Annotated in this window: 15 protein-coding genes; 3 read left to right on the top strand and 12 right to left on the bottom strand. The window is 75.2% G+C overall.

Annotated elements, in window-relative coordinates; genetic code table 11:
• Positions 1-14: 14 nt before the first annotated feature.
• From PSED_RS18130 to PSED_RS18180, 11 genes are all read right to left on the bottom strand, one after another.
• On the bottom strand, positions 15-911 hold the full coding sequence (locus PSED_RS18130) for a Rieske (2Fe-2S) protein (RefSeq protein ID WP_233899069.1): 897 nt from the start codon (positions 909-911) through the stop codon (positions 15-17).
• Positions 912-1,136: 225 nt separating this feature from the next.
• Entirely contained in the window at positions 1,137-2,066 is a 930-nt protein-coding gene (gene pdxS / locus PSED_RS18135; RefSeq protein WP_013675697.1) for a pyridoxal 5'-phosphate synthase lyase subunit PdxS, read from the bottom strand.
• Positions 2,067-2,109: 43 nt separating this feature from the next.
• Positions 2,110-2,670 (bottom strand): hypothetical protein, encoded by a 561-nt coding sequence (locus PSED_RS18140; RefSeq protein WP_013675698.1) that lies wholly within the window; start codon positions 2,668-2,670, stop codon positions 2,110-2,112.
• A complete protein-coding gene (locus PSED_RS18145; RefSeq protein ID WP_041761564.1) occupies positions 2,670-3,836 on the bottom strand; it encodes a glycosyltransferase family 4 protein in 1,167 nt (388 codons plus the stop codon). The genes PSED_RS18140 and PSED_RS18145 overlap by 1 nt, the downstream gene beginning before the upstream one ends.
• A 20-nt stretch (positions 3,837-3,856) precedes the next feature.
• On the bottom strand, positions 3,857-4,777 hold the full coding sequence (locus tag PSED_RS18150; RefSeq protein WP_013675700.1) for a phosphatidylinositol mannoside acyltransferase: 921 nt from the start codon (positions 4,775-4,777) through the stop codon (positions 3,857-3,859).
• Positions 4,774-5,403 (bottom strand): phosphatidylinositol phosphate synthase, encoded by a 630-nt coding sequence (gene pgsA, locus PSED_RS18155; RefSeq protein WP_013675701.1) that lies wholly within the window; start codon positions 5,401-5,403, stop codon positions 4,774-4,776. Before pgsA ends, PSED_RS18150 begins: the two co-directional genes overlap by 4 nt.
• A 52-nt stretch (positions 5,404-5,455) precedes the next feature.
• A complete protein-coding gene (locus PSED_RS18160) occupies positions 5,456-6,028 on the bottom strand; it encodes an HIT family protein (protein WP_013675702.1) in 573 nt (190 codons plus the stop codon).
• Positions 6,029-6,038: 10 nt separating this feature from the next.
• A complete protein-coding gene (gene thrS, locus PSED_RS18165; protein ID WP_013675703.1) occupies positions 6,039-8,087 on the bottom strand; it encodes a threonine--tRNA ligase in 2,049 nt (682 codons plus the stop codon).
• A 43-nt stretch (positions 8,088-8,130) separates the two neighbouring features.
• On the bottom strand, positions 8,131-10,317 hold the full coding sequence (locus PSED_RS18170; RefSeq protein ID WP_013675704.1) for a hypothetical protein: 2,187 nt from the start codon (positions 10,315-10,317) through the stop codon (positions 8,131-8,133).
• Positions 10,318-10,350: 33 nt separating this feature from the next.
• Positions 10,351-10,791, bottom strand: coding sequence for a hypothetical protein (locus tag PSED_RS18175; RefSeq protein ID WP_013675705.1), 441 nt, complete (start codon positions 10,789-10,791; stop codon positions 10,351-10,353).
• Positions 10,792-10,914: 123 nt separating this feature from the next.
• The gene (locus PSED_RS18180) at positions 10,915-12,207 is read right to left on the bottom strand and encodes a hypothetical protein (RefSeq protein WP_143770532.1); all 1,293 of its coding nucleotides are present in this window, start codon (positions 12,205-12,207) and stop codon (positions 10,915-10,917) included.
• 2,308 nt (positions 12,208-14,515) lie between these two features.
• Between PSED_RS18180 and PSED_RS18185 the strand changes: the two genes are divergently transcribed.
• A complete protein-coding gene (locus tag PSED_RS18185; protein WP_013675708.1) occupies positions 14,516-16,651 on the top strand; it encodes a transglycosylase domain-containing protein in 2,136 nt (711 codons plus the stop codon).
• Between the two features lie 47 nt (positions 16,652-16,698).
• Positions 16,699-16,953, top strand: a complete 255-nt coding sequence (locus tag PSED_RS18190; protein WP_132975528.1) for a hypothetical protein — start codon at positions 16,699-16,701, stop codon at positions 16,951-16,953.
• Here the strand turns inward: PSED_RS18190 and PSED_RS18195 are convergent.
• On the bottom strand, positions 16,941-17,636 hold the full coding sequence (locus PSED_RS18195; protein ID WP_013675710.1) for a nucleoside/nucleotide kinase family protein: 696 nt from the start codon (positions 17,634-17,636) through the stop codon (positions 16,941-16,943). The genes PSED_RS18190 and PSED_RS18195 overlap by 13 nt on opposite strands.
• A gap of 42 nt (positions 17,637-17,678) precedes the next feature.
• Between PSED_RS18195 and PSED_RS18200 the strand changes: the two genes are divergently transcribed.
• A complete protein-coding gene (locus tag PSED_RS18200) occupies positions 17,679-18,815 on the top strand; it encodes a DUF3500 domain-containing protein (protein ID WP_013675711.1) in 1,137 nt (378 codons plus the stop codon).
• Positions 18,816-18,902 lie beyond the last annotated feature (87 nt).

Raw genomic sequence — 18,902 nt, forward strand, 5'->3', positions numbered from 1 at the left:
CAACACTCCGCCGGTCAGCTCGCCGGAACGCCGGGAAAGGTGAGCACCCGTGCCTCGACGACGCCGTCGCGCACCCTGGTTGCGAACCCGGGCACCGGCGCGGTGGCGGGACCGTGCACGACGGCCCCGTCGCCGACCCGGAACACGCTCCCGTGCCACGGGCAGGTGATCTCCCCCGATGCGCAGTCGAGCTCACCTTCGTGCAGCGGCGCCGCCAGGTGCGGGCAGCGGTCCGAGAGCACGGACACCTCGTCGCCGCGGCGCACGACGAGCACGTCGACCGCTCCGGCCCGGCGCTGGACGGCGGTCCCGTCCGGGAGCTCGGCGACGGGACCCAGCGACTGCCAGTCCTCGGGCCCGGTGTGCGGGACTGCCTCGGCCTGGTTGGGGCCCAACGCCTGGCGGTAGGCCAGATGGCCCCCCAGCCAGGCGCCGACACCGGCGACGGTGCCGCCGAGCACCGACGCGGTCCGCCCGCTGCGGCCCCGGGTGCGTTGCACGAGTGCGGTCGCGAACAGGGCCAATGCGGAGGCGTTGGTGACGGCGTGGACGACACCGACGCGCTGCTGCTCCTCATGACTCTCGGCGTAGTCGGCCCAGCCCGCGGCGACGGTCAGAGGGGCGGTCAACAGCCCCGCCCGGATCAGGACGCTCGACTCCTGGCGCCGTCCCCCGAGCAGGTCGAGCACGGCCGCCGAGGTGAGCGAGCCCAGTGTCAGCTGCGCCAGCGCCGGGTGCAGTGCATGGCCCAGCCACACCCCGTGCAGCGCGTCCTTGATGCGCCGGTCGGCCAGGACGGTGGAAACCGTCTTCCTGGCCGCGGCGGCGGGTCGGTCGAGCACCGTCGCCCGTTCGAGGCCACCGGTGATCGCGTCGAGGATCGTCATACCGAGGTAGTTCACCCTGGGCACGACGCCAAACCTGGCGGCGGCCCGCGGCCGCGAGGGGTTACCGATCTCGAGAGCGGCACCGGCGCGCCGCCCCACGCGCTCCGACAGCCCGGCAGCTGCCGGACAGACCAGGAACCGGGTCACCAGCGCCGGGGGTCACCAGCGCGCGCCGGCCCGACCGGCGGCAGTCCGGACATGAAGCGGGCCGCCCCGCGCGGTGCGGGGCGGCCCGTCAGGCCTGAGCGGTCACCAGCCGCGGTCGGCGTACCGCTGCTCGGCGGGCAGATCGGGGATGTTGATCCCGACCATCGCCTCGCCCAGCCCGCGCGAGACCTTGGCGATCACGTCGGGGTCGTCGTGGAACGTGGTGGCCTTGACGATCGCCGCCGCACGCTGGGCCGGGTCGCCGGACTTGAAGATGCCCGAGCCGACGAACACGCCCTCGGCGCCGAGCTGCATCATCATCGCGGCGTCGGCCGGGGTGGCGATGCCGCCCGCGGTGAACAGGACGACGGGCAGCTTGCCCGCGGCCGCGACCTCGCGGACCAGCTCGACCGGCGCCCGCAGCTCCTTGGCCGCGACGTACAGCTCGGTCTCGTCGAGCGTGGCGAGACGGCGGATGTCGCTGCGGATCTGGCGCATGTGCCGGGTGGCCTCGACGACGTTGCCGGTGCCCGCCTCGCCCTTCGACCGGATCATCGCCGCGCCCTCGGCGATCCGGCGCAGGGCCTCGCCCAGGTTGGTCGCGCCGCACACGAACGGCACGGTGAAGGCCCACTTGTCGATGTGGTGCGCCTCGTCGGCCGGCGTGAGGACCTCGGACTCGTCGACGTAGTCGACGCCCAGCGACTGCAGGACCTGCGCCTCGACGAAGTGCCCGATGCGCGCCTTGGCCATCACCGGGATGCTGACGGCGTTGACGATCCCGTCGATCATGTCGGGGTCGCTCATGCGCGCGACACCGCCCTGGGCGCGGATGTCGGCGGGGACGCGCTCGAGGGCCATGACCGCGACGGCGCCCGCGTCCTCGGCGATCTTCGCCTGCTCGGGCGTGACGACGTCCATGATCACGCCGCCCTTGAGCATCTCCGCCATGCCGCGCTTGACACGCGCGGTGCCCTGCACGGCGTCGGTCTGCTCGGCGGCGGGGGTGGGAACGGCCTGGTCGGACGACACGATGGAACCTCTCTGACGAAGAGAACGACCTGTCGATCGTACGTCAGGGAACGCGCCTGCCCGGGGTCGCTCCGGTGGTGCTCCGCGCCACCTCGGGGTCGGCGATCTCGAAGTACTCCGGGACGGGCGCGGTCCCGGCGAGGTGCAGCCAGCGGACGAGCCGGCGGGACCGGAGCCCGAGGGTGTCGCGGACCGCGTCGTTGTGGACGCGTCGGGCCAGCACGACGAGCTGTTCGGCGTCGGCGAGCTCGCCGACGAGGTCGTCGGACAGCCGCGCGCGGTCGACGTCGGCGAGCGCGCGGGTGAGCGCGTTCTCGATGGTCTCGGCCCGGCCGTCGCCGGGCGGCGGGCGGGTGCCGGTGCGCGCGTCGAGGGCGTCGCGCAGCGCCGCCACCCGCCGCGGGTCCCCGGTGGCCTCGAGCACGGGCAGGCAGTCGACGGCGGCGGCGGCCCGCCGGTCGAGGGCGGCGTGCAGGCCGGCGCGGGCTGCGTCGGTGCGAACGTGCAGCCGGTCGAGCCTGCGGGCGCGCCCGATGCAGGAGACGACGACCGTCACCGCCACCAGCACGGCGACCGCCAGCACGACCCAGCCGATGACGCTCATCAGGCGGGCACCCCCGCAGTGCCGACGCGGCGCGGGTCGGCCGCCACCGCGGCCCGGTAGACCTGCAGCACCTGCCCCGCGACGACGGGCCAGTCGAACGCCGCGGCGCGCACCCGGCCCGCCGCACCGAGCGCGGCCCGACGGGCGGGATCGTCGAGCAGCCGGTCGAGTGCGCGGGCGAACGCGGTGGCGTCGCCGGCGGCGGCGAGCTCGCCCGCCACCGGCCCGCCCGCCGGGTCGGTGACGACCCTGCGGAACGCGTCGATGTCGCTGGCCAGTACGGGCGCGCCGGCGGCCATGGCCTCGGTGAGGACCATGCCGAAGCTCTCGCCGCCGAGGTTGGGTGCGCAGTAGATGTGCATCGAGCGCAACGCGGCGGCCTTGGTGGCGTCGTCGACGGCGCCGAGCACGTCGAGCCGGTGGGCGAGCGGGCCGGCGCGGCGGACCAGCGCGTCGACGTCGCCACGGCCGACGACGAGCAGCCGCAGCCCCGGCCGGTGCGGCGCGAGCTTCTCGACGGCCGCCAGCAGCACCGCCATGCCCTTGCGCGGCTCGTCGAAGCGGCCGAGGAACCCGACGGTCTCGACCCCGGGGCGGGGGTGCCCCGGCAGCAGCGGGCCGTCGGCGAACAGCGGGACGTCGACGCCGTTGGGGATCTCGACGGCGTCACCGCCCAGGTGCTCGACCTGCACCCGCCGGGCCAGCGTCGACACCGCGATGCGCGCGGTGACCTTCTCCATCAGCGGCCGCAGCACCCCGCCGAACGCGGTGAGGGCGCGGGAGCGCTCGGTCGAGGTGTGGAACGTCGCGACGATCGGGCCCTCCGCGGCGAGCAGCGCGAGCACCGAGATCGAGAACGTCGTGGGTTCGTGCAGGTGCAGCACGTCGAAGGTGTGCTCGGCGAGCCAGCGCCGGACCCGGGCGTAGGTCACCGGGCCGAACGTGATCCGCGCGACCGATCCGTTGTAGGGGACGCCGATCGCCCGCCCGGTCGGGGTGACGAACGGCGGCAGCGGCGGGTCGTCGTCGTCGCGGTCGTCCTCGGCGGGGGCCAGCACGTCGACGGTGTGCCCGAGCCGGATCAGCGCCCGCGCGAGATCGACGACGTGGTTCTGCACCCCGCCGGGAACGTCCAGCGAGTACGGGCAGACGATGCCGATCCGCAGCGGCGTCGACGTGCGGGCGGTCATGCGGCGGCCGCCGTGGTGCGGAGGTCGGCGGTGAAGTACGGCTGGAGCATGTGCCAGTCCTGCGGGGCACGGCGGATCGTCTCGGTGAAGACGTCGGCCAGTGCCTGGGTGGCCGCGGCGACGGCGGCCTTGCCGGGGACCGGGATCGGCGCCCCGATGGTCAGCCGCCAGCCGGCGCCCTCGAACCCGGAGTGCACGGGCATCAGCAGGGCCCCGGTCATCGCGGCGAGCCGCGCGGGCCCGGGCGGCATCCGGGCGGGCTGCCCGAAGAGCGTGACGTCGACACCCGATGCGCCGAGGTCCCGGTCGGCGACGAGGCAGACGAGACCACCCGCCCGCAGCCGCGAGACCAGGCCCCGGTAGACGGCGGCGCCGTCGTCGGCGGAGAAGACCTCGAACCCGAGCGACTCGCGGTAGGCGACGAACCGCCGGTAGAGCGGCTCGGGCCGCAGCCGTTCGACGACGGTGCTGAACCCGGCCCGCAGCCCGTGGCGGCGCATCGTCTCGACGATCCAGACCCCGGCCGCGTCCCAGTTGCCGCTGTGCGGGAGGGCGAACACGACGCCGCGGCCCTCGGCCAGCGCCGCGAGCGCCGGGTCGATCCCGGTCTGGACGGTGGCCTCGACGATGTGCCCCGGCGAGATCGCGGGCAGCCGGAACGCCTCGCACCAGTAGCGGGCGTAGCTGCGCATGCCGGCGCGGACCAGGACGTCGAGCTCGGCGGGCCCGGCGTCGGGCACGACCCGCGAGAGATTGGCGCGCAACGTCTGCACACCCGTCCCGGCACGACGGGCGGCGAGCTCCCCCGCCTGCTCGAACACCGTAGCCGCGACACCCGACGGCAGCATCCGGACCAGCCGCCAGCCCGCGGCGAACGCGGGGTCGACCAGCCGCTCGGCGAGCCCGGCGGCGGTCACGATCCCTGCCGTTCGGCCCGGTCGACCTCCTGCGCGCTGCGGTGCACCGCGACGACCCGCTGCCCGACCGTCACGATCGACAGGGCCGCGAGCAGCCACAACGCCACCGACAACGCGTACGGGACGCCGACGCCCTGCAGGAACGTGCCGAGCAGGGTGATGATCAGCCGCTCGGCCCGCTCGACGAGCCCGCCGTCGGCCCGCAGACCGGCCGCCTCGGCCCGTGCCTTCACGTAGGAGGTGATCTGGCCCGCGACCAGGCAGATGAGCGCGGCGATCCCGAGCGTGCGCTCCTGCCCGACGCCGAGGCACCACCAGGCCAGCCCCGCGAACAGGGCACCGTCGGCGACGCGGTCGCACACCGAGTCGAGCACCCCGCCGAACGCCGTCGAGTACCCGCGGGCGCGGGCCATCGCCCCGTCGACGAGGTCGAACAGCACGAACAGCGTGATGATCCACGGCCCGACGACGAGCTCGCCGCGCGGCAGGAACCACAGCGCCGCCGCGACCGACCCGATCGTCCCGACGACGGTCACGACGTCGGGCGTCACGCCGAGCGCCACCAGCCGACGGCCGATCGGGTCGGTGACGCGGTTGACGCCGGCGCGGGCGAAGACGTTGAGCATCGGCTGCTGCCGACTCCTGCCGATGGGAACGAGGGTCTGGACCAGGTCCAGCCTAGTCCTGTGCGGACCCGCGACCTGCGCCGGGCACGCCGCTCTCAGCGCTCTCCCAGGCTTCCGCGAGCAGCTCACGGGTCTCGGTGAGCAGCTGAGGGATCACCTTCGTCTGCCCGACGACGGCGATGAAGTTCGCGTCGCCGCCCCAGCGCGGGACGACGTGCTGGTGCAGGTGGTCGGCCAGCGATCCGCCCGCCACGGTCCCCAGGTTCAGCCCGACGTTGAACGCGTGCGGCGCCGCCACCTTCTTCATCGCCCGGACGGCCTGCTGGGTGAAGGCCATCAGTTCGGCCGACTCCTCGCCGGTGAGCTCCTCCAGCTCCGCGACGTGCCGGTACGGCAGCACCATGAGGTGGCCCGGGTTGTACGGGTGCAGGTTGAGCAGCGCGAACACGCTGGCCCCGCGCGCGACGACCAGGCCCTCCTCGTCGGGTAGCCGGGGGATGCGGCAGAACGGGCAGCCGCTCTCCCCCGCCTCCTTGATGTAGGCCAACCGGTGCGGCGTCCACAGCCGGCGGAAACCGTCGGGAGTCCCCACCCCGTCGCGAGGCTCCAGGGCCGGCTCGTCCATGCCGACGAGCCTAGTGCGCGGCCGTGAAGGACTCGGCGGTCGGCGACGTGTTGTCCCGACGGCCGATCCAGGCCTGCACGGCCGCCACCGCGTCGGCGACCGGCACCCCGTTGACCTGCGTGCCGTCGCGGAACCGGAAGCTCACCGCACCGGCCTCGACGTCGCGCGCACCCACGACCAGCATGAAGGGCACCTTCTGCAGGGTGTGGGTGCGGATCTTCTTCTGCATCCGGTCGTCGCCGGAGTCGACCTCGACCCGCACGCCGCGCTCGCGCAGCGTCGCCGCGACCTGTTCGACGTACTCGCGCTGGTCGTCGGTGACCGGGATGCCGACGACCTGGACCGGCGCGAGCCAGGCCGGGAACGCGCCCGCGTAGTGCTCGAGCAGGACCGCGAAGAAACGCTCGATCGAGCCGAACAGCGCCCGGTGGATCATGACCGGCCGCTTGCGGGAGCCGTCGGAGGCCGTGTACTCGAGGTCGAAGCGGTCGGGCAGCATCAGGTCGACCTGGATCGTCGACATCTGCCAGGTACGGCCGATCGCGTCCTTCGCCTGGACGCTGATCTTGGGCGCGTAGAACGCGGCGCCGCCCGGGTCGTCGACCAGGTGCAGGCCCGTCTCCTCGGCGACCTTGCGGAGCACGTTCGTCGCCCGCTCCCAGGCCTCGTCGCTGCCGATGGACTTCTCCGGGTTGCGGGTGGAGAGCTCGAGGTAGAAGTCGTCGAGCCCGTAGTCGCGCAGCAGCTCCAGCACGAACTGCAGCAGGGAGGCGATCTCGCCCTCCATCTGCTCCTCGGTGCAGTAGATGTGCGCGTCGTCCTGGGTGAAGCCGCGGGCCCGGGTCAGCCCGTGCACGACGCCGGACTTCTCGTACCGGTACACGGTCCCGAACTCGAACAGCCGCAGCGGCAGCTCGCGGTAGCTGCGCCCGCGCGCGTCGAAGATCAGGTTGTGCATCGGGCAGTTCATCGGCTTCAGGTAGTAGTCCTGGCCGGGCTTGCGGACGTTCCCGTCGGCGTCGCGCTCCTCGTCGAGGATCATGCCCGGGTACATCCCCTCCTCGTACCACTCGAGGTGGCCCGAGGTGCGGAACAACTGCCCCTTGGTGATGTGCGGGGTGTTGACGAACTCGTAGCCCGCCTGCTCGTGCCGGCGTCGCGAGTAGTCCTCCAGCTCCTTGCGGACGATGCCGCCCTTGGGGTGGAAGACCGCGAGCCCCGAGCCGATCTGATCGGGGAAGGAGAACAGGTCGAGCTCCGCGCCGAGGCGCCGGTGGTCGCGACGCTCGGCCTCGGCGACGCGCTCCAGATACGCGTCGAGCGCCTCCTGGCTCTCCCACGCGGTGCCGTAGATGCGCTGCAGCTGCGGGTTCTTCTCGTCGCCGCGCCAGTACGCAGCGGCGGTGCGGGTGAGGCTGAACGCGGGGATGTACCGCGTCGTGGGCAGGTGCGGACCGCGGCACAGGTCCGACCAGACCGTCTCGCCGGTGTGGGCGTGAACGTTGTCGTAGATGGTCAGCTCGCCCGAGGCGTCGATCTCGACGACGTCCTCCTCGGGCCCCTTGAGGTCGATCAGCTCGAGCTTGTACGGCTCGTCGGCGAGCTCCTTGCGGGCCTCGTCCTTGTCGGCGAAGCGCCGGCGGGAGAACCGCTGCCCCGCCTTGATGATCTTCTTCATCGCCGACTCGAGCTTCTTCAGGTCGTCGGGCGTGAAGGGCGTCGCGACGTCGAAGTCGTAGTAGAACCCGTCGCGGATGGGCGGCCCGATGCCGAGCTTCGCCTCGGGGTGCAGCTGCTGCACCGCCTGCGCGAGGACGTGTGCCGCGGAGTGCCGGATGACGCTGCGGCCGTCCTCGGAGTCCGCGGGCACCGCCTCCACGTCGACGTCGGCCTCCGGCGCCCACGCGAGGTCACGCAGCCGCCCGTCGGGATCGCGGACGACGACGACGGCCTCGGGACCGTTGGCGGGCAGCCCGGCCTCGCGCACCGCGGCCCCGGCCGTGGTCCCGGCCGGCACCCGGACGGTGGCGGACGCGGGCGGGACGGGTGGTGCGGACACGAGTTGCCTCCGGTTGAGCACGAACGGATGTGTGCCGTCGAGGCTAGCGGTCGGTGTCGACCGGGTTCGCGCCGTCCCGCCCGTCGCCGGAGCCCGGGTCGGCTGCGGCCGGACCGGGGGCTTCGCCGGGCTGCGGGCCGCGGGCCGGCTGCGCACCGTCGGCCGGGAGGGCGGCGACGACCGCGGAGCGGACCGCGGCGGCGACCGGACCCGCGGCGTCGGCGTGTGGGCGCGGCCGTGGCACCGGCCGCACCGCGGGACCGGGTGCGTCCGCGGCGCGGGGCGGCGACGCGTGCCTGCCGGGACCGGTGGTCGCGGCGGGTGTCGACGAGCCGGGCGCCGAAGTGCCGGACGCCGAGCCGGCGGCCGACGTGGCCGTGCCGTCGGGGCGTGCGTGCCGGCCGAACCACGGGTGCGGCTCGGCGCCCGGGGTCGCGACGCCGTGGGTCGCCGCGCCCTGGGGCGGCACGGGCCAGGGGTCGGGCGCGACCGCGGGCTCCCTGCGCTCGGCCCACGACGCCGGTGCCGGCTCGACCGGCGGGGCCGGCGGCGCGGGCACCGTCCCGGCGAACAGCGCGTCGCCGGAGAGGCTGCTGCTTGCGGGGCGGACCGCACGGAGCGCAGCCGCGACGGCCGAGACGTCGCCCGGGAGCCCGGCGGCGCCGAGCGGCGCCACCCGCTGTGCGTCGCCGTCGCGGGCGATCCGATGCCCGCCCCCGCCGGGTGACGCAGCCGCGCCGTTGGCGGAGCGGACGGGGCCTGCCGGGGTGATGCTCGGGGACGGCGACCCGAAGAGGCTCACCGGCGTGAGCCCCGTGGGGGGCCGCGGCGGGTCGCCTGCGAGCGCCGCGGTCGAGCGCGTCGTCTCGGCGGACGTTGCGGTGGCCGAGAGCGTCTCGGCAGACGAGGTCGTGGTCGAGTGCGGCGTATCGGGCCCGGCGTCGGCGTGCACCGGGTCCGCCGGCGGCACGGTGCTCGCATGCGGCATCTGCGCGTCCGCCGGGGTGGGCGCGCGGGACGGATCGGCAGCGGTGCCGGGGAGGGACGGGGCGGCGGGCGCTGACGCACCCGCGCGGGAGGGATCCGCCATCGGCGGGGTGGCCGCGCCGGCGTCGACGGCCGGGGCCGTAGCCGGCGCGGCGTCCGACCGGTGTCCGGGCGCTGACGCGGCGGCCACCACCGGCAGCCGGGCCGTCGCGGAGGCCGGGCCGCCCGGGGGCTGCGACATCGTCGGCGCCGGCAGCGCGGCCGGCGCGGACCCGATGGGCCCGTTGCGCGCCAGCGCCGTCGCGGTGTCGCGCGCGATCTCGTTCGACGGCGCCGCAGGCAGTGCCGCGACGGGTGCCGCAGGCGTTGCCCCGAGCGATGCACCAGGCGATGCGCCAGCCGCGTCCGGCGCCGTCACCGGCGGCGTCGCCGGGCCGGCCGGCTGCTGCGGACCCGCACCGGGGACCGCGGCGGCCTCCGTACCGAGCGGCGCGCGCCGCGGGTCCGGTCCGGCGGCTGCGGTCGCCCCGGGCTGTTCCGGTCCGCCGGGGGACGCCGGGTGCTCGTGTGAGACGACGTGCTGCTGCGCGACGTGCCCACCGGTCGGAACCGGAGCAGGCGGCGCCGCAGCGCCCGGCGCCCACCGCGGGGCACCGGGCACGCCGGCTCCTGGCCACCACGGACCGGGCGCGACCGGCCCGGCCGGGGTGAAGAGATCGGCCTCCGGACGGGCGGGTGAGCCGCCCGGGGCCGGCGGGACAGGTGCGCCCGACACCGAGGGCGGGTCGGGCGGCGCCGTCCGAACGAGTGCCCCCGGCATCGGGACGAGCGCCGCGGTGTCCATCCGCGAGAGCCGTCGCCGCAGGCGGCGCAGGGCCCGCGGCGGGCCGTCGACCAGCAGCGACAGCACGAGCCGGTCGCCGAGCGGGTCGTGGACGGTGCGCAGCACCTGGTGCAGGCGGTCGCCGTGGGCGACGACCACCTCCGTCGGTGCCGGCCCGCCGAACGACACGGCCGCCGCGTCCACCGCCGCCCGGATCACGTCGGCCTGACCCGCGCACACCGTCTCGAGGTCCTCCGGGGCACCTTCTCGGGACCGGGCCGCGAGGAGCATGCCACTGCCCGCGTCGAGCAGTGCCGCCGCCACCACCGCGCGGTCCCGGACGAGCGCGGCGAGCGCCGCGTCCGGGGACGCCCCGACCGGTGGGGCGACGGCCGGTACACCGGGGCCGTTCGTGTTCACGACGTGCGCTTCACCTCGCCCGCGGGGCCGCTGTCAGCGCTGGTTGGAGGGGAAGAACTGCCCCTCGTTGCCGGGCACGGCCTGACGGGTGTTGGCGGCCGGGTGGGCCATGTAGAAGTCCTGCTCGATGACCCGCAGGTCGCGCCGCGCCATCGCCAGGTTGGCCTGGGCGCGGTTGAGCACCAGGTAGAAGAACAGCTTCTCGTCCGTGCCACGGATCATCCGGAGCAGGTGGTACTGCGTGTCCAGGGTGATCAGGATGTCCTCGATCTGCTCGCGCAGGCCGAGCTTCTGGACGACCTCCATCTTGGTCCGGATCACGTCGCTGTTGCCCGGGGCCGCGACGTCGAGGTCGAACTCGGCGCTGCCACCGCGAGAGCCCAGCATCATGCCGCTCTCCCAGTCGACCAGGGCCACCGCGAACGCACCCTTGATATTCGCCGCCATGTCGAGCGCGTGCTCGATGTTGCTCATTTCTTGCTCCTCGTCGGGGTCGGGGGGTCCGCGGAATTCGGGGTTCCGCGGGTGCCGGAGCCTAGCGCATCAATTCGGGGGCGCCGGAAAGGCCCGCCCCCACAATTCGCGACGCGCCGGCGGTTAGACCATTCGGCGCAATCCGGCAAGAATACGTTTCATCGTCGACATGTCGTGCGCCCATGCGCCCGGTCCGCCCGTGGGTGCGCGGTGCGATGTCGCGCGCGCGGGCGTCGTCGCAGGAGGGACGACGCTGCCCGGGTCGCGGCGCGGGAGCGCTCCGGGAGCGTCGTCCGGCTCGTCGAGCTCGGCGCGACCGGCGGCGGGTGCCGCCGCCGGCACGGGCGCCGCGGCCGGTGCCACGGTCCGTTCCACCGGCTCCCCCGGCCGGACCAGCCGGACCGGACGAGGCAACCGACGCGGCGATGCGCCGCGTTCCGGCGACATCGTTTCCCCACGACGAGGCAGGGGCACGGACGGCGACCCGGGAGACGTCGACCCGGGGGACATCGATACGGGAGACATCGACACGGGAGACATCGACACCGGCGCCTTCGAGCCGGGCGACGTGGAACCGGGCGGGCGCGAGGCCGGCGGATCCGAGGCCGAGGGCGTCGCACCGGAGGACGCGGCCGCCGCAGCGGCGGAGGGAGGCACACGACCGCGCCCGGCGATGGCCGCGGGCGGCGACGGACGCGCCTCGTCCACGCTTCTCACCTGCGCCGCAGCGGGCTGGGGCGCACCGCCCGGCGGCCGCGACTGCAGCGGCACGGACACAGGCGGCGACTCTGCCGGACCGGGGCTCGGCTCCGCCGCGGCCGACAACGAGGAGGAGCCCGACCCGAACTCGCCGGAGCCGGCACGGCCCGGCACGGCGGTGCGCGACCCTGAGGGTGCCGACCCGGCGGAGCCCGACCCGGCGGAGCCCGAGACGAGGGAGCCCGGCGACGAACCCGGCGAGGCGGCCGCGCCCGGACCACCGGCGGACCGATCCGGGGGCGTCGCCCCGGCTGCTGCCGGTGCCCGCTGCCCGGGCGGCTGTCCCGCCAGTACGGCGACGGCGTCGGCGACCTCCGGCGCGAGGAGCTCACGACGCGCCAGCGCCAGGTTCGCCCTCCCCCGCTGCAGCACGAGATGGACCACGAGGGCCCGCGAGCCCACTGTGACGGGACGCAGGACATGGAAGCTGCGCCGCGTCGTGACCGTGATGTCGTCGAGGGCGTCGTCGGACGTATGGCCACTTTCGAGCGAGCCGGCGGCCGTGACCAGCGCGAGAACCGCCGCGGAGTCGACCCCGTCGTCCACGCCGGCGGAAATGGAGTCGAGAACCGCGCCGGAATCGCGGTCGAGCACGCACACGAATGTCGCGCCAGACACCTCGATCAAGGCACGGACAGCGCTCGCGAAAGCGATCACGATCGATTCTTGCACAGGGTCTTCCGGCCCGATTTCTCAGCCCTTTCAGCGCAACTACGGTCCGCTCACGGCCGATTACGGGCGACCTTTCGGGCGTGCCTGAAATAGGCTGAACGGTCGTACAGGAAACCTGGTGATACCGGACAGATCGCAAGGACCGTGCGGTGCGGCACGGTTGCACCCGTGCCGTCCGCCACTCGGTCGTCCCCGCGGACACTGGGGCAGCGGCGGGCCCCGCTGCGGCGCGACGACGAGCGCCCGGCGGCCGGCGGAGGGGACGGCGCACATCCGGCTCCTCGACCGCCTTGATCTCCGGTGAGCCGGATCGTCAACGCCGCTTCTCGCCGGACGACCGCATCCTCGCCGGCCGGTCCTCCAGAATCCCGCTCGTCGAGCTGCGCTCCACCACGCCCGCACCACCCCCGCGCCGACCTGCCCTCGCTCCCGCCGCCCCTTGCCGATGCATCGCCCGCTCCGCTCTCACCGACCCGCTCTCGCCGACCCCGCCCACGCCGACCCGTCTCCGCCGACCCCGCCCACGCCGACCCCGCCCACGCGGACCCGGTCCCTCTCGGCTCGCCCTCCGCGACCTCGACCCGTCCGGGACCCCACTCGGCAGCCCCGCCCCCGGCAGCCCCGCCCCCGGCAGCCCCGCCCCCGGCAGCCCGCCCCCGATGGACCGCCCCCGATGGACCAGCCCGGCAAACGTGCGAGCAGGCGCGATCGAGTCGACCTGCCCGGTCCGGACCGGCCCGGACGGCGTCCCGCCGCGGTGCCGGCCGCCCGGACTCCGACGAGCGCCCCGGCGGCTCGCGTTCACGGGGGCATGTCGACCGTGTTGACCGAGCGACCACCCCGGCCGAGCGACCGCCCTCCGACGCGTCCGGTCGGGCGGCCGTCGACTACCAGGCGTCGCCGAAACCCGTGCCGTCGGACGGTGCGGTGCCGAATCGGTGACTGCATTCGGGTGATCTCCCGTCGACATGCGCACCGCCCTGTCGACACCTCCCGTTGACCTCACGATCGGTTCGCGACCGGGCACCGGCCCGGCCCGTCGTGGACCACCGTGCCGTCCGGAGAGGAGAGACCGCGGGTGCCGACCGCTCCGACCCCACCTCCTCGACCGCCCCGGCGGCCGCGGGCGGGACGGCCGGGCGACGGCCTCCCGGTCGGTACCCGTTCCGACGCCGGCCGCCTCCCCGGCGCCCGACCGGGCGCCGGCGGCGTCGACCCGGGGAGGGCCGCGACCGGCTTCCCGGAGCGCCCGACCGGCACGGGCGGGGGTCCGGCGGACCGCGGTGGGAACGTCCCGGTGCCGCGCGAGCGCGGCACGGACCCGGGTCTGCCACGGACCGCGCTACCGGGGCTCGCCGCGTCGGCCGGTGCCGGCCGACGGGGCGTTCCTCCGACGAACGAGCGGGCGACCGCACCGCGGGGCGAGCGGACCGGCGCAACTCCGGGGCCGACCGGGCGCCCGGCAGCCGGCACCCGTGCCACGGCGCGCGACAACGGGTCCGGTCGCCCGACGCCCGGCGACGGCGGCGCGCCGCAGGTTCCGGCCGGGCCTCCACGGTCGACCGAGCCGAGCAGAGCGAACGGCACGCCCCGGCAGCCGGAACGACCCCACCGGCCCGGCACGGCCGCGGACCGCGCCGAGGACCACAACCCGGCCCGCCGGCCCGCGGCCGTGCGGAACCGCCGTCCCGACGGCGACCCCGGCACCGCCGCCGTGCGCGGCGCACCGGATCGCGGGACGCCCCCGGCTGCCGAGCCCGGTCCGGCCCGACCCGCAGGCTCGCCGGCAGCGGAGTCCGCCGCCCGCCGCCGGCCCGGCGGGGCAACCACGGACGACGGTCGTGCGCCCGCGGACCGCAGCCGGCGCCGCACCCCGGGCGACGAGACTCCTGGGGAGCGCCCTCCCGGTGAGCGCACCGGTCCCCGCCGGCCGGACACCGGCCGCGCCCGCTCGACAGCGCGCACCGACGGGCCCCGAGCCGCCGAGGCCGCCACGACCGAGGCCCGCCACCCCCGGTCCCGCCGCCCCGCGGCCCGCGGCGCCGCACCCACGAGCTCCGGGACGCCCGACCCCGGGACGCCCAACCCCGGGAGGCGCAGCCCCGGCTCGCGCACCGACCGGGACGCCCGCGAGGGGCGCGGACCGCGCCGCGCCCCTGGCCCGGGCTGGTGGCAGACGCCGACGAGCCGCCGAGCCGGCGACACCGGCCCCCGCCGCACCGACGACGCCGCCGAGTCCGACGGCGGCCGCACCGGCCGGCGGCGCGCGGCGCGGCGGCGGACTCCCGCGGAGATGCTGCGCGGCCTGCGCCGGTCGAGCTCGCAGCACCTGCGCCCGCTGTCGCCGGAGGAGCGCCGGATCCGCCGCCGGCGGCGGATCCGGTGGAGCATCATCGGCGGCGTCGCGACCGTCGTCCTCGCGCCGGTGCTGCTCTTCGTCATCGGCTACCTGATCTTCTCCGTCCCGACGCCCGACGAGGCGGTCAACAACCAGGTGGCGGTGGTCTCCTACGCCGACGGCAGCCAGCTCGCCCGGCTCGTCCCCGAGCAGGGCAACCGGGTCAAGGTCCCGATCGACCGGGTCCCGCTGCAGGTGCGGCAGGCCGTCCTCGCAGCCGAGGACCGCACGTTCTACTCCAACCCCGGCTTCGACGTCACCGGCATCCTGCGCGCGGCGTGGAACCAGCTGCGCGGCGGCGCCGGGGGCGGCTCGACGATCAGCCAGCAGTACGTCAAGACGACGTTGGTCGGGGACCAGGCGACGCTCTTCCGGAAGTGGAAGGAGATGATCGTCTCGGTCAAGATCAACCAGGAGCGGTCGAAGGACGAGATCCTCGACGACTACCTCAACGCGATCTACTTCGGGCGGGGCGCCTACGGCATCCAGGCCGCGAGCCAGGCCTACTTCGGCAAGGACGTCGACCGGCTCGGGGTCGCGGAGGGCGCGCTGCTGGCCGGGGTGATCCAGTCGCCGTCGCGGTGGGACCCCGCGATCGACCCGACGAACTCGTTGCGCCGCTGGCAGTTCGTCATGGACGGAATGGCCTCCCAGGGCTGGATCACGCCGCAGGAGCGGGCGCAGGCGACGTTCCCGCAGACCGTCCCGCGCAAGATCGTCTCCGGCAGCGTGCCGACCGACAGCAGCGGGCACATCGTCAACGCGGTCCGCGACGAGCTGGGGTCGCTCGGCATCTCCGACCAGGAGTTCAGCCAGGAGGGCCTGCAGATCACGACGACGATCGACCCGACCCGGCAGAAGCAGGCCGTCGACGCCGCCCACGCCGGGCTGGCGGGACAGCCCGCCGATCTGCGCTCGGCGGTCGTCGCGATCGACCCCGCGACGGGCGGGATCATGGCCTACTACGGCGGTGACAACGGTGTCGGCCTCGACTACGCCCAGGTGCGCAAGCAGCCGGGGTCCACGTTCAAACCGTTCGTCGTGCTGGCCGCACTGATGCAGGACCCGCCGGTCGGGCTGGGCGAGGTGTTCAGCGGCGAGCCGGTGCCCGGGCTGCGCAACGCCGACGGTGCCGACTGCCGGCGCTGCGACGTCAAGCAGGCCATGACGATCTCCAACAACGTCGTGTTCACGCAGCTGGCCCAGAAGGTCGGCCCGCAGAACGTCGCCGACGCCGCGCGGGCCGCGGGCATCACCTCGCCGCTGAACGACCCGGACTCCCGGCTCGCGCTCGGTAACAAGGAGGTCACCCCGGTCGAGCTGGCGTCGGCCTACGCGACGATCGCCGACGGCGGGGTGTACCACGTGCCGCACCTGATCTCGAAGGTCGTGACCTCCGACGGCCGGGTGCTCTACCAGTCCCGGTCGTCCGACGGGGAGCGCCGCTTCCCGGAGCAGGTGGCGCGCAACGTCACCGAGGCGATGCTCGACGTCGCGAGCAACGACGGGCTGACGCTGCCGGGCGTCCGGCAGGTGGCCTCGAAGACCGGCACCGTGCAGTCGCACATCGACGGCCAGAACAACGACGCCTGGATGAGCGGCTTCACCCCCGACGTCGCGACGACGGTCTGGATCGGCACCGACATGAACTCCCCCATCCGGACCGCGAACGGGACGCCGATCTCCGGCGGCACCGTGCCCGGCGAGGTGTGGCGCAACTTCATGGTCGACACGGCGAAGGCGCAGCCGCCGCCCACGTTCGCCCCGTACCGGCCGATCGGCGAGCCGCCGTCGGACAAGCCCCCGGGTGTCGACCCGGACGCCCCGGCCGGGACGACGGCCTCGCCGACGGCCACCCCGACGCCCACCGCCTCCGCACCGCCACCGACGACCGACGCCCCGCCCGCCGAGGCCGATCCCCGCGCAGCGAGCGCGGAGCCACCGGCCGGCTCGGCCGCCGCCCCGTCGACGACCGCGGAGCCATCGCCGACGACGCCGAGTACGTGCACCCTCGCCCACCCCTGCGGGTGACGGCGCGGGGCCTGCCCGTGGAGGCCCGGGCGGGCTACCGTGGCGGCGTGAGCGCACCGGAGGCGGAGGAACGCCGTTTCGAGGTGGTGGCCTGGATGGCCGACCGCCGGATGGTGCTCTACGTCCCGGCGATCGAGGCGGCCACCAGCGTGCGGGACATGACCGAGGCCGACGACGCCGCCCGCGGCCTCATCGCCGACCTCACCGGCCTGGAGCCGGTCACGATCCGCTGCGACATCCGGGTCGGCCGGGCCGGCGGGCTCGGCCACATGGGCGGTGGGCCGGTCGGCTACGCCGACTGAGGGTCGGGACCGGTCCCGGCCGGCACGTCGTCGCCCACGACGAGGTCGGCGCGACACCGGCTCGCGGCGACGAGTGCGGCGTTGGGGCCGTCGACGTCGCGCACCCAGGACTCGGCGTGGGCGGGTGACTTCCCGAACTCGACGTGCCGTGCGACGAGCCGGCGCAGCCGCTCCGACTCGTCCGGTGCGCAGAACCAGACCTCGTCGAGCGCGTCGCGGACGGGGTGCCACGTCGGGTCGTCGAGCAGCAGGTAGTTCCCCTCGGTCACGACGAGCCGCACCCGCGGCCCGACGTCGACGGCCCCCGCGATCGGCTGCTCGAGATCGCGCTCGAACTGCGGCGCCCAGACGGTGTCGCCGTCGTCGGACCGCAGCCGGCGCAGCAGCGCGGCGTACCCCCCGGCGTCGAACGTGTCGGGCGCGCCCTTGCGTCCGGCACGGCCGAGCCGGCGCAGGGCGACGTCGGCGAGGTGGAAGCCGTCCATCGGGACGTGCGCGACCCACTCCCCCGGGACGCACCCGGGCGGCGGGTCGTCGGCCAGCGCGGCGACGAGCGCCCGGGCCAGCGTCGTCTTCCCGGCGCCGGGAGCGCCCGCGATGCCGAGCAGCACCCGTCGCCGGCCGGTGCCGGCGAGCGCGCGTGCCCGCGCGACGAGTTCGACGGGCGCGCGCGACTGGCTCATCAGGAGGCGACTGTACGGGGCCGCGCGTCGTAGGCTCGGTCCATGGTCGTCACCGCCGACGAGACCGCCCGGACCACCGCCACGCAGATGGCGCAGGCCGCCGCCCACTGGTTGGAATCGCTCGATCCGGGGCAACGCCGGATCGGCACCGGAGGGACCCCCGGATCGGACGCCGAGGCCGACAGCGAGCGGCTGCGCTGGTACTACACCCCGACCGACCACGGCGGTCTGACGCTGGGCGCGATGCGCCCGGCGCAGCAGTCGCTGGCGATGCAGCTGGTGTCCTCGGGCTTGTCGCACGCGGGCTACGTCACCGTGTCGACGGTCCTCGGGCTGGAGAACGTCCTCGACCGCGTCGAGGGCTTCAGCGTCGACTGGGGCCACGAGCGCGGGCGCGATCCGCAGCGCTACTACCTGCGCGTCTTCGGGGAGCCGGGACCGTCGGGAGCGTGGGCCTGGCGGTTCGGCGGCCACCACGTGTCGCTCAACAACCTCGTCGTCGACGGCGCCGTCGTCTCGACGACGCCCTGCTTCCTGGGCGCCGACCCCGCGACCTCCCCGCTGCTCGGCCCGGCGCCCCTGCGCCCGCTCGGCGGCGCCGAGGACCTGGCCCGCGAGCTCGTCCGCTCGCTGCCCGCCGACCTCGCGGCGGAGGCCGTGCTGCTCGACCGGGCACCGGCGGACATCATCGGCGGCAACCGGTCCCGCATCGCGACCGGCGACACCATGATCCAGCTGCCCGGCCTCTGGCGGGGGCGCCTGCGAGAACCGCGCCTGGTCGAACGGCTCGACGCGATGAACGAGACCGCGGAGAAGGACAGCGGTTTCGACGAGACCGACCACCAGACCCTCGCACTCGGCGGCCCGCGCGGCGTCCCGGGCGCGGCCCTCGACCCCGCCGGGCGCGAACTGCTCTCCGCGCTGGTGTCGGCCTACGTCGACCGCGTGCCGGCCGGGCTCGCGGTGTGGCCGGACCTCGACGACGTGCACATCGCGTGGGCCGGCCCGACCAGGCCGGGCGAGCCGCACTACTACCGGCTGCAGGCGCCGCGCTTCCTCGTCGAGTACGACAACACCCAGCGCCAGGTCAACCACGCGCACTCGGTCTGGCGCGACCCGGAGTCCGACTTCGGGCACGACGTGCTCGCCGCCCACCGGGACGCGTTCCACGCCGGCTGACACCGCCCCGCAACGGGCGCTCCGAGCTCCGCGGCGCGACGTCCCCCGTCGCGGAGCTTGCGCTTGACGCTGCGTCAACCCCTACCG

This window comes from Pseudonocardia benzenivorans CB1190, from assembly GCF_000196675.2.
Lineage (GTDB): Bacteria > Actinomycetota > Actinomycetes > Mycobacteriales > Pseudonocardiaceae > Pseudonocardia > Pseudonocardia benzenivorans.